Here is a 13,620-nt window from a genome sequence, read left to right on the forward strand (position 1 = left end):
CTCAGGGTAGGACCGTGGCGGACGCCTCGCGCAGATCGGCCCGTGCATCCTGCAAGATCATCCAGGCCGACTGCAGGAACAGCCCGGCGATCACCACCGCCACGACGAGGTCCGGCCAAGGTGTTCCGGTCCAGGCCACCAGCGCCGCCGCGATCACGACGGCGACGTTGCCGAGCGCATCGTTGCGGCTGAACAGCCAGACCGCGCGCACGTTCGCATCGCCCTGCCGGTGCGGCACGAGCACGAGCGCCGCGGCTACGTTGACCGCCAGCGCCACCAGCCCCAACAGCCCCATCAGCTCGGCCTCGGGCTGGTTCAGCACCAGCATGCGGTAGGCTGTGGTGGCGAGCACGCTGATCCCAAGCGCACCGAGGAACACGCCCTGAAGAAGCGCCGAGCGGGCGCGCCAAGCGAGGTTCCAGCCGATGGCAAGAAGACCGAGAAAGGTGATCAGCCCATCGCCGAGGAAGTCGAGCGCATCGGCCTTCAGCGCCTGCGACCCGGCAATGAAGCCACCAGCCATCTCGAAAAGACCGTAGCCGACGTTGAGCAGCACGACGACCCACAAGGCCCGCCGATACGCGGGCGTGACATGCGCGAGGTCTCGCGGGAGGTCGTCGTCATCGCCGCCGCGGTCGGCATCGGCACCCGGCGCGTCGAGCCGGTCGAGCCGGTAGCCGAGGCCCGTCACCGCGCGCTCGACCTCCGGCAGCCGCGCGTCGGCATCGTCCAGGCGCAGGATCATGAGCTGCGAGGCGATGGAGACCTTCACCTCCGCCACACCACCGAGCCCACGGACCGCCTGCTCGATCTTCCCGGCGCAGGACGGGCAGTCCATCCCGGTCACCCGATAGCGCGCCGTCGCCGGGGCACTGGCGGTGGTGGTAGCCGTCATGGCATCATTCCGCTTCGTCCAGCTCGCTGTCTTCGAGCACATGGTGGGCGAGGTCGACCACGATGCAGCGCACCCGGTCGTCGCGGGGTGCGTAGATGATCTGCTTGCCGTGCCGCTCGGCCCGCAGCAGGCGGCTCGCGCGCAGCAGCCGCAGGTGATGGCTCGCGAGCGAACGGGGCATGCCTGCGCGTGCCGCGATCTCGCCGACCGAGGCTGGCTCAGCCAGACAGGCGAGCAGAACACGCAGCCGTGAAGGCTCGCCGAGGAGGCGAAGGATCTCCGCCACCTCGGCGACCTGCTCGGGGCTCAAGGCGGGCAGGCTGTCCGGAACCGGCTTCATAGCAATAGGCATTTGTATGTTGGCATGCTATTCGTCAATACTCGGCCCGAAGACCGGCGCTATCAGGGAGAAGGAACATGCGCTCCGCAACCGCCATCGCCGCCGCTCTCGCGGCGCTGCTCGTGTCGGCTGCCATCGACGGGGCTCGCGCCCAGCAAGGCCCGGGCATGATGGGCCAAGGCTGGATGGGGCCGGGCATGGGTCCCGGCATGATGGGCCAGGGCTGGGGGCTGGGCCAGCAGGGCTGGGGCATGATGGGGCCGATGATGGGCCCGGGCATGATGATGGGACCCGGCATGATGGCGAGCTGGGTCGAGAACCAGCTCGCCGCGCTGCGCACCGACCTGCAGCTCACCGACGCGCAGACGCCCGCCTTCGACGCGTTCGCCAAGGCCGTGCGCGACAGCACCACCACGATGATAACGGGCTGCTGCATGGGTGGCGGCATGATGGGCTGGCAGGGCAACGCGCCGCAGATGATGGGGCAGATGCAGCAGCGCATGCAGGCGCGGGCCGATGCCATGAAGGCGGTGCAAGCCGCGGCGGCGAAGCTCTACGAGCAGCTCCAGCCCCAGCAGCGGGCCGTGTTCGACCGCTACGTCGCCATGGGCATGTGGATGATGTAGGATCGGGCCGGGCCTACCTGCCGGAGGCTGCCCACGGGCGGGCGGCTCCCCTGCCTCGAAGGGGCATCAGCCGATGCTCGCTCGCCGCGATCTGCTCGCCGCCTGGGCCAAGCACCTCGAGGCCGCCGGGTTCCAGACTCTCGTGCACGAGCTGGACGATCCTGCCCCGGTTCGTGCTGCCGCGGGCGTGCCGGACGACCTCGGCGGCTGTCACGCGGCCAAGATCGCAGGCTAAGTGGTCGAGGGCCATGCTCCCGTCGCAGCGGTGCAGCGCCTGCTTGCCGAACGGCCTGCGGCCCTCGGCCTCGCCGTGCCCGGGATGCCGCCGGGCACGCCAGGGGTGGAGGCCGAAGGCCAGCCCGCGCGGTGGTTCGACGTGAACGCGATCGCCTTCGCCGCCGACGGCAGCCGCGCGGTGTTCATGGCGGTGCGCCCGTGGCCCGCCACTGTCCGCGACGGCAACAGCGGGCTCGAGATCGGCATCCTGCGCTCGACCGCCTCGGGTGCTCCAGCACAATCCCGCTCGCTCCAGCCCGAGGCGGCGGAAGCTTCCAGCCGCTCGTAGGCCGCATCATCGTCACGATGCGGCCGCAACCCGTGGCTGCTCCTCCTGCCCTTCCAGGGCCGCCGCCAGCACGTCGTCCACCTGCTCGCACCAGACGAACTGGAGCCCCTGGCGCGCGGCTTCGGGGATCTCCTCGAACTCCTTCCGGTTGCGGGCCGGGAGCAGCACCTGCTTGATGCCGGCGGCGTGCGCCGCCACCACCTTCTGCTTGATCCCGCCCACCGGCAGCACGAGGCCGCGCAAGGAGATCTCGCCGGTCATGGCGACGTCGGCGCGCACCTTCCGCCCGGTCATGAGGGAGGCGAGGGCCGTGAACATCGCCACACCGGCCGAGGGGCCGTCCTTGGGGATGGCACCTGCCGGGACGTGGACGTGGATGTCCGAGCGCTCGAACAGCCGCTCGTCGATGCCGAGCGAGGCGGCGCGCGACTTCACGAGGCTGAGCGCGGCCTGGGCGCTCTCGCGCATCACGTCGCCGAGCTGGCCCGTGAGGATCAGCTTGCCGCTGCCCGGCACGCGCGTCGCCTCGATGAACAGGATGTCGCCGCCCGTGGGCGTCCAGGCGAGGCCGGTCGCCACCCCCGGCACGGCGGTGCGCTCGGCCACCTCGCTCTCGAACCGCCGCGGACCCAGGATGGTGTCGAGATCCTCGGGCTGGATCACCGTCTTCTCGGTGCGCCCCTCGGCGACCCGTACGGCGACCCAGCGCAGGACGGCGCCGATCATCCGCTCGAGGTTGCGCACGCCAGCCTCGCGCGTGTAGTCGCGCACGATGGCATGGAGCGCCGCGTCCGTGATCTCGACCTGCTCCGGGGTCAGGCCCGTGGCCTCGAGCTGCCGGCGGACGAGGTAGCGCTTGGCAATGCCGACCTTCTCGTCCTCGGTGTAGCTCGGCAGCTCGATCACCTCCATCCGGTCGCGCAAGGGGCCGGGGATGGTGTCGAGCACGTTGGCCGTGCCGATGAACAGCACCCGGCTCAGGTCGAACGGCACGCCGAGATAGGCGTCGCGGAACGTGCTGTTCTGCTCGGGGTCGAGGACCTCGAGCAGGGCGGCCGAGGGATCGCCGTGGAAGCCCACGCCGAGCTTGTCCATCTCGTCCAGCATCATCACGGGATTGCGCGTGCCGGCTTTGCGGATCGCCTGGATGATGTTGCCGGGAAGCGCGCCTACGTAGGTGCGCCGGTGGCCGCGGATTTCGGATTCGTCATGGACACCGCCCAAGGAGACGCGCACGAACTTCCGCCCCATGGCTCTCGCGATGCTCTGGCCGAGGCTGGTCTTGCCGACACCGGGCGGGCCGACGAAGCACAAGATCGGGCTGCGGCCCTGAGGCGCCAGCTTCTTCACCGCCAGGAACTCGATGATCCGGCGCTTGATCTTGTCGAGGTCGTAATGGTCCTCGTCGAGCACGCGCCGGGCCTCGACCACGTCGATCCGGTCCTCGGTCTCCTTGTTCCAGGGCAGCTCGATCAGCCAGTCGAGATAGGTCCTGATCATGCCGTGCTCGGCCGCGGCCTCGGGCATCCGCTCGAGCCGGCGCAGCTCCTTTCGCGCCTGCTCGGCGACCTCCTCCGGCATCCCGGCCGCGTCGATCGCCTTCTTCAGGTCCTCGATCTCGGCCGCCGTGCCCTCGTCCTCGCCGAGCTCGCGGCGGATGGTCTGGAGCTGCTCGCGCAAGAGCGCCTCGCGCTGGCGCTTCTCGAGGCTGCCGCGGGTCGATTCGCCGATCTCGCGCGAGAGCCGCAGCACGCTCAGGCGATAGTTCAGGAACTCGAGCACCCGATCGAGGCGGCGGACGAGGTCGAACGTCTCGAGCACCTCCTGCTTCTCGGACGGGGTGATGTCCATCGTGCTCGCGACGAGATCCGCGAGCTGGGCCGCGGAGGGGATGGCGCGGATCGTGTCGGCGAGCTCGCGCGGCGCCTGCGGCAGGAGCTCGACCGCCTCCAGCGCGCGCTCGCGCAGGAGCATGAGCCGCGCCTCGATCTCGGGCCGGTGCTCGTCCGGCTCCGCGATGCGCTCGACCCGGGCGGCGAGGAAGGGATAGCCGCCCACGAACTCCAGGATCTTGAAGCGCTGCTGCCCCTGGCAGATCAGATGATGGCCGCCGTCGGGGGCGGTGACGTAGCGCAGGATCTGACCCGTGGTGCCCACACGGTGGAGATCGAGCGGCGTGGGCTCTTCGACTCCGGCCTCGCGCTGGAGGATGATGCCCACCGGCCGCTCGGCGCGCACCGCGGCCTGGGCGGCCGCGATCGAACGCGGCCGGCCCATCGTCACCGGCACCACCGTGCCGGGGAACAGCACGAGATTGCGCACCGGCACCAAAGGCAGGATGTCGGCCGGGAGCGGGTTCGTATCGGTGGGGTTTCGTTCGTCTGCCATTCGTGCTTCTCCCGCTCAGCCGATCTTGCGCAAGGTCAGGGTGAGGCAGCCCAGCGTGAGATCGCGCCGACCGATCTCGTAATGTCCCGGTGGTAGGGTGATGCGGCGCTCGAAGCAGCCGTAAGGGGTCTCCAGACGATGGATGACGCCCGTGCCGGGCGGGAGCGGCAAGGACCGCTCGCCCGCCACGACGAGCTGGTTGCCCTCGATCCGGATCTCGACCTGCTCGGGCGACACGCCCGGCAGCATTACCTGAATCCATATCGCGCCGTCGACCTCGAGCACGTCGACGGGCGGTTCCCAGCAGGTGGGGCCGGAGGCAGGCTGCCCGCCCGAGCCCGGCCGGAACATCGCCCGGTGGACCCGCTCGGCCCGATCCAAAAGCTCCAGGGCTTGCGCCCACATCCGGTTCCGCATCTCGTCGCGCCCCATGGACCCGCTCGCTCCTCGCAGACCCTACTCGTCACATCGCAGGACTGCCTCATTCCGGCTCCCGCCTCAACGCCCGAGGACGGGTCCGGTTGACGTTCGACCCATCAAAGATAGGCGACAAAGCCGCCTGTCGACACCCGTGCCCGGCGAAAAACCGCCCTCCAGAAGCCGCATGAGACGCCACGAGCCTGCGCTCGGCAGAACATCACACCGTGCCGGGTCCAACAACCAGTTCCAGCACCTCCTCGCGGAAGCCGGGCTCGCCCCGCGTCTGCTGCGGCCCGAGGAGAGGCAGCACGTGCCGTCGGGGCTCGGCATCGGCCTCACCAACCTCGTCATGCGGCCCGACCAGAAGCGCCGCCGATCTCACGCTGCCGGAGCCGCGCGCCGGCGGCCGGCCGGATGCGCCCTGGGCCTGCAGCAGGATGCGCCGTTTCCTCTTGCTCGCGATTTCGTGCTCCCTTCGCCGAGCGAACTCGTGCGAACGTCGTTCGCCGAGAAGCTGGTCTGGTACCGGGGGCTCGCCCGGCTGGCGGCGGCACGGTAGCATCGGCGCCGCTCGGCCGTTCGAAAGGCAGGAAGCAGGAAGTGAGGTGGCGATGAAGGCATTCCTTGCAGGAGCCGTGCTCGCGGTTCTGCTCGCGGTCGGCTCGTCCTACGTGCTCGAGAACTATTTCAGCCGCAGCGCCGTCGAGGCGTTCTCGGCGCCCAGCGCCCGTGTCGTCGAGCCCGTGACCAGCGGCGAGCTCGAGGAGCTGCCCGACCGTCCACGGCAGTAAGGGCCGGAACAGCGGCGACGGTCGGACCCACGGACCTTTGCAGAGGCCTCGCCTTGTGCCAATGAAAGCACGATAGATTCAAGATAGAGAACCATGCAGCTTTCAGTTGGGCAAGGCGAGGATCGGTCCGTCCTCCTGTTCCACCCCTGCCCGAGCGAGCCGGGCTGTCCCTACTGTGCGGGCTCGCCACCGCCGGGGGGCTTCGACTGGTCGTTCCTGGGCGGTGCTTACTGCATCTCGCTCGCGAGCCGGCCCGACCGGGCGACGAGCGCGGCCGAGCAGCTTCACAAAGTGGGCTTGTGCCGGCTCGTCACGTTCTACCGCCCGACCAGGCATCCGAAGTCGCCCAAGATCGGCATCTGGGAGTCGCACCGGGCAGTGGCGCTGGATGCGCTGGAGAAAGGGCTCGAGACGGTGCTCGTGCTCGAGGACGATGTCCGGTTCGCGCGCTTCGTGCGCCCGCGCACGGTACGCGCGGTTCAGCGCGCCCTGGCCCGACTGCCGCAGGACTGGATGATCTTCTTCCTCGGCCACTGGGTCCTGCGCGCCTGGTTCGTGCGGCCCAACGTGCTGCGCAGCGCTTCCGCCTGCACCCATGCCTACATCGCGAGCCGGCGGCTCCTGACCTGGCTGCGCGACCACCCGTTCGGAACGGCACCGATCGTCCGCATCGCCGGCACGGGCATCGATGCGGCCTTCGCCGCCCTTCCCGGCACCTATGCCTATTTCCCGATGCTCGCGACCCAGACCGCGAGCCGCAGCGACCACCTCACCTACAAGCCCGGACGGAAGAAGGCCTGGAAGCTCAAGCACCTCTTCACCCGCTCCCGCTTTCGCGAGCGGATGCTGTCCGGACTGATGCGGCCGAACGAGCTCGCGATCGTGGCGCTCTCGCCCCTGTTCTATCTGATCGAGCGCTTGCGAGGGCCGCTCCTGGTCCGGCCCGCGACCCCACCGCTGTCCGACCCTGCGCTCCCCGGCAGGCAGCGGGACGCCTGATCGGCTTCGAGCCTCACTCCGCCGGCAGGCTGCGTGGCACCTCGCCCCGCTCCTGCAGCTCCTCGTACCAGCGGCTGTGGTGCTCGCGCGCCCAGTTGGCGTCGACCTCGCCACGCCCCATGGCGTCGAAGGCACCCTCCATCCCGAGCGTGCCGATATAAATGTGGGCGACGATGACGGCGGCGAGCACCGAGGCCACGAGCGCGTGGACGGCGTGCGCTGCCTGCATCCCGCCGATGCCGGTGACGGCGAACGGCGCCATCAGCATGAAGCCGGTGATGCCCAGCGCGATCCCGCCCAGCACCACGGCCCAGAAGATCAGCTTCTGGCCGGCGTTGAACCGGCCGGCCTCGGGATGGACCCGTCCGCCCGAGAACAGGCCGCCGCCCTGCTTGATCCAGTCGATGTCGGCCCGCTCCGGCAGATTGTCCTTAATCCACAGGATCAGGATCAGGAACACGCCGACGAGGAACGGCACGCTGAAGAAGTTGTGGGCGAGCTTCGACCAGTCGGCGAGCGCGGAGAACCACCCGTGGCCCAGGAGCGGGATCAGGACCGGCCGGCCGAAGGTGATGACGAGGCCGGTGAGCGCCATGACGATGAAGCTCACCGCCGTAAGCCAGTGCGCCATGCGCTCGAAGCCGTTGAAGCGTTGCACGAGATAGCCCGACCAGCCGCGCTCCAGCCGGATCCGACCCCTGACGAGATAGAAGGCGGCCAGCGCCAGCACGGTGCCGATGACGAGGACGGTGGCAACGGTGCGGAAGATGAACAGCCGGAACGAGCGCCACTCGCGGCCTTCGGGCTGGATCAGGGTGGCGAGCTTCTCGTCGGGAATGCTCACCCGGCCGACGATCTTGTCCGGCTCCTGCCGATAGATCGGAACGTCCTCCTTCTTGGTCGGCGAGTTCGGACCCGGAACCTGATAGAGCTGGGCCACGGACGGGAAGCTCAGGAAGAGGGCCAGCATCAGGCAGAGGGGTGCGAGCCAGAAGGCGATACGCTTCCTCATGGTTCTCCTCCCGCCGCTCAGCTCTTGCCGATCCCGACCCGGCCGGGCGAGAAGGCGTTGCCCCAGTCCTCGTCGGCATAGGCCGTGCTCCAGCCCCAGGCCCCGGAGCCGTAGCCACGGCGCACGCTGCGCTCGCGGTAGATGTCCTCGAGCACCGCACCGTCGCCGGCCATCAGCGCCCGGGTCGAGCACATCTCGGCGCACAGAGGCAGCTTGCCTTCGGCGAGCCGGTTCGAGCCGTACTTCGCGTACTCCTCGGGCGTGTTGTCCTGGACCGGCCCTGCGGTGCAGAACGTGCACTTGTCCATCTTGCCCCGGCTGCCGAAGTTGGTGGCCTTGGGGTATTGCGGCGCCCCGAACGGGCAGGCGTAGAAGCAATAGCCACAGCCGATGCAGAGATCCTTGTCGTGCAGCACCACGCCGTCGGCCGTCTGGTAGAAGCAGTCGACCGGGCAAACGGCAGCGCAGGGCGGATCGCTGCAGTGCATGCACGACATCGAGATCGAACGCTCGCCGGGGTTGCCGTCGTCGAGCGTGACCAGCCGGCGGCGCTGGATGCCCCAAGGCACCTCATGCTCGTTCTTGCAGGCGGTGACGCAGGCGTTGCACTCGATGCAGCGCTCGGCGTCGCACAGGAACTTCATGCGGGCCATGTCCGTACCCCCTTACGCCGGCTCGACGCGGCAGAGCGTCACCTTGGTTTCCTGCATGAAGGTCACGGGATCGTAGCCGTAGGTCGTGACCCCGTTGCAGGGCTCGCCGAGGACGATGGGATCGGTGCCGGGCGGGTAGTTCTCGCGCAGGCTCGCCCCTTGCCAGTAGCCCGAGAAGTGGAACGGCATGAACACCGTTCCCGGCCCGATGCGGTTGGTGACGAGGGCCCGCACCTTGGCGCGGGCATCGTTCTCGGGGCCGTAGACCCAGATCCAGGCGCCGTCCTCGATTCCGAGCCGCTCCGCGTCCTTCGTGTTGATCTCGGCGAACATGACCTGCTGCAGCTCGGCGAGCCAGCGGTTCGAGCGTGTCTCCTCGCCGCCGCCTTCGTACTCGACGAGGCGCCCCGAGGTGAGGACGAAGGGGAACCTGTTCGGGACGCCGTGCTCCTGCACGCCCATCTGCAGGCTCTTCGCGAGCTGGACCAGGCGGAAGTCGCGCCGGTCGTCGATGGCCGGAAAGCGGGTGACGAGGTCGCGACGCGGCGTGTAGATCGGCTCGCGGTGCACCGGCACGGGATCGGGCAGGTTCCAGGCGACGCAGCGCGCCTTGGCGTTGCCGTAGGGCAGGCAGCCGTGCTTGAGGGCGATGCGGATGATCCCCATCGAGAGGTCGGTCTGCCAGCTCACCTCGTCGACCTTGTCGCCGCCGATGAGCTCGATCACCCGCCGTTCCTCAGGCGTCAGTTCCTTGTCCCAGCCCAGCTTCTTGAGCACGGCCATCGTGAACTCGGGATAGCCGTCCTTGAGCTCCGAGCCCTTGGAGTAGGAGCCCTCGGCGAGGAGGCTCACCCCGTTGCGCTCGACGCCGAAGCGTGCGCGGAAGGTGCCGCCGCCCTCCATGACGTGCTTGGAGGTGTCGTAGAGGATGGGCGAGCCCGGATGCTTCCATTCCGGCAGGCCCCAGCACGGCCAGGGCAGGCCGTAATACTCGCCCTTGAGCGGCCCCCGCGTCGCCTGCATGGTGATGCGGTCGAAGTCGGCCTGGTACTGCATGTGCAGCTTCAGCCGCTCGGGTGAGGAGCCCGTGTAGCCCGTGGAAAGGCAGCCGCGGTTGATCTCGCGCGTGATGTCCTCGGAGACGGGCTTCGTGCCGTTCACCGTGATCCGCTTGAACATCGCGTCCGCGAAGCCGAGTTTCCTGGCCAGGAGATACATGATCTCGTAATCGTCCTTCGACTCGAAGATCGGCTCCACGAACTTCTCGCCCCACTGGATCGAGCGATTCGAGCACACGCGCGAGCCCGAGGTCTCGAACTGGGTGCAGCCCGGCAGGACGTAGGTGTTGTCCTTGCGGTCGGGAATCGCGGCAAAGGTCGTGGGATGCGGGTCGGCGATGACGAGGAGCTTCAGCTTCGCGAGTCCTTTCACCATCTCCGGCATGCGCGTGACGGTATTGCCGCCGTGGCCGAAGCAAACGAAGGCCTGGATCGGGTTCGGCTGGTCGATCTGGCCGGGTTCGGCCAGGACGGCATCGAACCAGCGCGTGGTCGGGATGCCCTTCTTCTCCATGAGGTCCTTGGAGGCGAAGCGGCCCTTCAGCCACTCGTAATCCACCTCCCAGACCCGCGCGAAGTGCCGCCACGCCCCTTCGGTGAGGCCGTAGTAGGAAGGCAGGGTCGAGACGTCGAGCCCCATGTCCGTGGCCCCCTGCACGTTGCAGTGGCCGCGGTAGATGTTGGCCCCGCCGCCGGCAACGCCGATGTTGCCGAGTGCCAGCTGCAGGATGCTGAAGGCGCGCACGTTGGCCGTGCCCACGGTCTTCTGCGTGGCGCCCATGCACCAGATCAAGGTGCTCGGCCGGTTCTTCGCCATCGCCTCGGCGACGCGCCTGAGCTGCTCGCCGGGTGCGCCCGAGACCTGCTCGACGAGGTCGGGCGTCCACTTCTTCACCTCGGCACGGACCTCGTCCATGCCGTAGACGCGCTGGCGGATGTACTCCTTGTCCTCCCAGCCGTTCTCGAAGACGTGCCACAGGATGCCCCAGACCACCGGGATGTCGGTGCCGGGGCGGATGCGGACATATTCGGTCGCATGCGCGGCCGTGCGGGTGAAGCGCGGGTCGATGACAATGAAGGGGGCCTTGTTGCGCTCCTTGCCGCGCAGCATGTGCTGCATCGAGACCGGGTGCGCCTCGGCGGGGTTGCCGCCGATGATCACGAGGCACTTCGAGTTCTGGATGTCGTTGTAGGAGTTGGTCATCGCGCCATAGCCCCAGGTGTTGGCGACACCTGCGACCGTGGTCGAATGGCAGATGCGGGCCTGGTGATCGACGTTGTTCGTCCCCCAGAACGCCGCGAACTTGCGGTAGAGATAAGCACCTTCGTTCGAGAACTTGGCCGAGCCCAGCCAGAACACCGAATCCGGTCCCGCCTTTTGACGGATGTCGAGGAGCTGGTTGCCGATCTCCTCGATCGCCTGCTCCCAGGAGATCCGCCGCCAGTGGCCGCCCTCGAGCTTCATCGGGTATTTCACCCGCCGCTCGCCCTTGGTGAGCTCGCGCACCGACGCGCCCTTGGCGCAGTGCGTGCCCTGGCTGATCGGGCTGTCCCAGCCCGGCTCCTGCCCGACCCAGACATCGTTCTGGATCTCGCCGATCACCGTGCAGCCCACCGAGCAGTGGGTACAGATGTTCTTGCGCGTGATCACCTCGATGCCGGGCATGATCGGTCCGGCCTCGGCCTTCTGCACCATGGCGGGGCCGAGCGAGCCCAGGGCCGCGAGCCCGCCTGCGGCGATCCCGGAGCGCTCGAGGAAGGCGCGGCGGCTCACCGGGGCGTCGGCCACGGCGGCGAAGGCGTTCGCGAGGTGACGGCGGATCGGCGCCCCGCTGTTGCGCTTGACGAGCATCGGCCTGCCTCCCGGCTCTCAGAGACGGTTCAGTTCGTAGTAGCGCCTGACGTGATCGTTCTCTTGGTAGCGGGATTTCACCTGCTCCTGCGGATTCTCCTTGACCTCTGCAGCGCCCGCCGTGCCGGGCAGCGCCGCCGCGGCACCCGCCGCCGCGATGCCGGCCCCGCGCAGGAAATCGCGCCGCTCGATGCCGGATGCCTGCCGCTTCTGCTCCTGCCTCATCGTTCCGCCTCCTTACCTTCCCGCTCCCATCACGGCGCTCTCCGGCTCGATCGGCGCCGTCATCGCGAAAGCCTGCTCCTCGATCGTCATGAACAGCCGCCCGAGCGTGCCGAGCGGGCGATAGAGATCGGCCGCGCGGGCCGATTCCAGATCCTGGAAGAACCGTCCGGCCCAGGGTGCCAGATAGCCCTCGAAGAACCCGCGCTCCCGGCTCCCGCCCTCGGTGCCCGCGAGCTCGCCGCGGATCAGGCCGGCCATGATCTCGCAGATGGTGGCGATGTGGTCCTCGGGCTCCGCCACGCCGGGCCGCCGCTCGATGCCGAGCGTACGCATCTCCTGCCTGAGGCGCGCGAGAGGCCGGTCGTTGAGGAAGCCCGTGAGATAGTAGGAGGCGTAAGGGACGAGCTCGCCGCGCTCGACGCCGATGAAGAGCGCGTTGTACTCGCGCTCGGCGCTCGTGGCCGTGCTCGCCCGCGCCCGCGCGGCGAGCTGCTGCACCACTTCGCCCACGGGCGAGGGCGGCAGGCTCAGGCTGCCCACGCGGGCGAGCAGATCCTGGTCCGGCGGCCGCGCCAGGAGGACTGCCAGGAGCGTGTAGAGCCCCACCCGTGCCAGCTCCACCTCGTCGGCCGCCGCGTTGCTCATCCCGCCTCCTGCGCTTTCGTCTCCGCGATCTCGATGACCGCTGGCGGCGCCGCGGTCGCGACGAGCTCCAGCACCTGCTCGTGCTCCAGAAGCGGCGGCGGCTTCTCCGGCGGTGGCGGAGGCTCCTCCTCGGTTGGCTCCTGCTTCTCCTCGAGCGCGTTCAACACCGACCGGCACAGCTTCACGACGTCGTCCGCCGGCAGGAGAGCGCCATAGCCCGGAGCATTGCAGTCCCAGTCGTACTCGGCGAAGCCGCGGAACCCGCTGATGACGGGATCGGTGGTCCAGGCCTTGCGCAGGGCCAGGCGCTGCAGCTCCTCGGGGACACCCTTCCTCAGGAATGCCGTGTAGTCGCTCTCCGCCGTCAGGGTCTCGACCGGCGGCAGGCCCTCGAGGTCGAGCGTCTCGGGCTCCGCGACGGGAAGGTCGTCGGGTGGCAGCTCCTCCTCCGGCACTGCGGCGGACTCGGGCGGCGCTTCGGTCTCGAGCCGGGCTTCGTGCTTGAGGCGCGACCAGCGCGCGAGGAAGCCTTCCTCAGCCATGCCGGCCCTCCTGCCGCAGAACGGCGGGGCGACGCCCGAGCATGTCCGGATCGGCCCGGTCGCGCTGGCGCTTCAGGAACGGCCGCTCGACATGGTGCCGGTCGATGAAATCCTGCATCCAGGCAGCGACCGGCTCGGGCAGCGGCACGGCCTCGATCAGATCGTCTCCGGCCTCGGCATGGGCCTCGATCTCGCCCGGATCGACCGTGGCCTCGCGCAAGGCCACGCCGCGCTCGGCGTCGCGGCGCAGGACGACGTAGACCGCCGGGCGCGAGCTCGAGAGATTGTCGCGATAGCTCGCGGTCTCGCCGGGGAACAGCTCGAGCTCGACCCGGCCCACGTAGAGCCGCCGCCAGCCTTCGCCTTCGGCCATCACGGTCCAGGGCTCGAGCGCGTCGTCGACCCCGGACGGCAGAAGGCCGACGACCCGCCACTCGTCCGTCTGCCAGCCGCGCGGAACCCGGCGATGCTCGAGCACGACCCCCAGGCTCAAGCGCTCGGTGCGGCTCACGTCGTGCGCCCTCTTCCGGCTTGCGGGCCTGCCACCCCCGACGGCTTCATGCGCCCTCTCCCCTGCCGGCACGAAGCAACTTTCAGCTTAGCGAAACC

Annotated in this window: 17 protein-coding genes; 6 read left to right on the top strand and 11 right to left on the bottom strand. The window is 69.0% G+C overall.

Going from position 1 to position 13,620, the window contains the following annotated elements; all coding sequences use genetic code 11:
- Position 1 precedes the first annotated feature (1 nt).
- Positions 2 to 895 carry a cation efflux transmembrane domain-containing protein gene (locus U1T56_RS10110; RefSeq protein WP_418159342.1) on the bottom strand — a complete coding sequence of 298 codons (894 nt, stop codon included), beginning with the start codon at positions 893 to 895 and terminating at the stop codon, positions 2 to 4.
- A 4-nt stretch (positions 896 to 899) separates the two neighbouring features.
- Complete coding sequence (locus U1T56_RS10115; RefSeq protein ID WP_418159343.1) at positions 900 to 1,205, bottom strand: ArsR/SmtB family transcription factor; 306 nt, start codon at positions 1,203 to 1,205, stop codon at positions 900 to 902.
- 107 nt (positions 1,206 to 1,312) lie between these two features.
- Between U1T56_RS10115 and U1T56_RS10120 the strand changes: the two genes are divergently transcribed.
- From U1T56_RS10120 to U1T56_RS10130, 3 genes are all read left to right on the top strand, one after another.
- Positions 1,313 to 1,861: a Spy/CpxP family protein refolding chaperone gene (locus U1T56_RS10120; RefSeq protein WP_418159344.1), complete on the top strand. Its 549-nt coding sequence runs from the start codon at positions 1,313 to 1,315 to the stop codon at positions 1,859 to 1,861.
- Between the two features lie 73 nt (positions 1,862 to 1,934).
- On the top strand, positions 1,935 to 2,096 hold the full coding sequence (locus U1T56_RS10125; protein WP_418159345.1) for a DUF411 domain-containing protein: 162 nt from the start codon (positions 1,935 to 1,937) through the stop codon (positions 2,094 to 2,096).
- A complete protein-coding gene (locus U1T56_RS10130) occupies positions 2,097 to 2,426 on the top strand; it encodes a DUF411 domain-containing protein (RefSeq protein ID WP_418159346.1) in 330 nt (109 codons plus the stop codon).
- Positions 2,427 to 2,438: 12 nt separating this feature from the next.
- Here the strand turns inward: U1T56_RS10130 and lon are convergent, their stop codons facing one another.
- Positions 2,439 to 4,814, bottom strand: a complete 2,376-nt coding sequence (gene lon, locus U1T56_RS10135) for an endopeptidase La (protein ID WP_418159347.1) — start codon at positions 4,812 to 4,814, stop codon at positions 2,439 to 2,441.
- A gap of 15 nt (positions 4,815 to 4,829) precedes the next feature.
- Positions 4,830 to 5,246, bottom strand: a complete 417-nt coding sequence (locus tag U1T56_RS10140) for an Hsp20/alpha crystallin family protein (protein ID WP_418159348.1) — start codon at positions 5,244 to 5,246, stop codon at positions 4,830 to 4,832.
- A gap of 172 nt (positions 5,247 to 5,418) precedes the next feature.
- Here U1T56_RS10140 and U1T56_RS10145 point away from each other — a divergent pair, with 172 nt between their 5' ends.
- The 3 genes from U1T56_RS10145 (at position 5,419) to U1T56_RS10155 (ending at position 7,024) form a co-directional block, all read left to right on the top strand.
- The gene (locus tag U1T56_RS10145) at positions 5,419 to 5,793 is read left to right on the top strand and encodes a uracil-DNA glycosylase family protein (RefSeq protein WP_418159349.1); all 375 of its coding nucleotides are present in this window, start codon (positions 5,419 to 5,421) and stop codon (positions 5,791 to 5,793) included.
- A 52-nt stretch (positions 5,794 to 5,845) separates the two neighbouring features.
- Positions 5,846 to 6,025 carry a hypothetical protein gene (locus U1T56_RS10150; RefSeq protein ID WP_418159350.1) on the top strand — a complete coding sequence of 60 codons (180 nt, stop codon included), beginning with the start codon at positions 5,846 to 5,848 and terminating at the stop codon, positions 6,023 to 6,025.
- A 93-nt stretch (positions 6,026 to 6,118) separates the two neighbouring features.
- A complete protein-coding gene (locus U1T56_RS10155; protein WP_418159351.1) occupies positions 6,119 to 7,024 on the top strand; it encodes a hypothetical protein in 906 nt (301 codons plus the stop codon).
- Between the two features lie 13 nt (positions 7,025 to 7,037).
- Here U1T56_RS10155 and U1T56_RS10160 read toward each other — a convergent pair whose 3' ends face one another.
- The 7 genes from U1T56_RS10160 to U1T56_RS10190 are packed head-to-tail and all read right to left on the bottom strand — an operon-like array spanning position 7,038 to position 13,522.
- Entirely contained in the window at positions 7,038 to 8,036 is a 999-nt protein-coding gene (locus U1T56_RS10160) for a formate dehydrogenase subunit gamma (protein ID WP_418159352.1), read from the bottom strand.
- Positions 8,037 to 8,053: 17 nt separating this feature from the next.
- On the bottom strand, positions 8,054 to 8,689 hold the full coding sequence (gene fdh3B, locus U1T56_RS10165) for a formate dehydrogenase FDH3 subunit beta (RefSeq protein ID WP_418159353.1): 636 nt from the start codon (positions 8,687 to 8,689) through the stop codon (positions 8,054 to 8,056).
- A 12-nt stretch (positions 8,690 to 8,701) separates the two neighbouring features.
- A complete protein-coding gene (locus U1T56_RS10170; protein WP_418159354.1) occupies positions 8,702 to 11,599 on the bottom strand; it encodes a formate dehydrogenase subunit alpha in 2,898 nt (965 codons plus the stop codon).
- A gap of 18 nt (positions 11,600 to 11,617) precedes the next feature.
- On the bottom strand, positions 11,618 to 11,824 hold the full coding sequence (locus U1T56_RS10175; RefSeq protein ID WP_418159355.1) for a twin-arginine translocation signal domain-containing protein: 207 nt from the start codon (positions 11,822 to 11,824) through the stop codon (positions 11,618 to 11,620).
- A gap of 12 nt (positions 11,825 to 11,836) precedes the next feature.
- Positions 11,837 to 12,469 (bottom strand): TorD/DmsD family molecular chaperone, encoded by a 633-nt coding sequence (locus U1T56_RS10180; protein ID WP_418159356.1) that lies wholly within the window; start codon positions 12,467 to 12,469, stop codon positions 11,837 to 11,839.
- Complete coding sequence (locus tag U1T56_RS10185) at positions 12,466 to 13,011, bottom strand: DUF3306 domain-containing protein (RefSeq protein ID WP_418159357.1); 546 nt, start codon at positions 13,009 to 13,011, stop codon at positions 12,466 to 12,468. Before U1T56_RS10185 ends, U1T56_RS10180 begins: the two co-directional genes overlap by 4 nt.
- Complete coding sequence (locus U1T56_RS10190; protein ID WP_418159358.1) at positions 13,004 to 13,522, bottom strand: DUF3305 domain-containing protein; 519 nt, start codon at positions 13,520 to 13,522, stop codon at positions 13,004 to 13,006. Before U1T56_RS10190 ends, U1T56_RS10185 begins: the two co-directional genes overlap by 8 nt.
- Positions 13,523 to 13,620: the final 98 nt, after the last annotated feature.

Source organism: Benzoatithermus flavus, assembly GCF_037908215.1.
GTDB lineage: Bacteria > Pseudomonadota > Alphaproteobacteria > Geminicoccales > Geminicoccaceae > Benzoatithermus > Benzoatithermus flavus.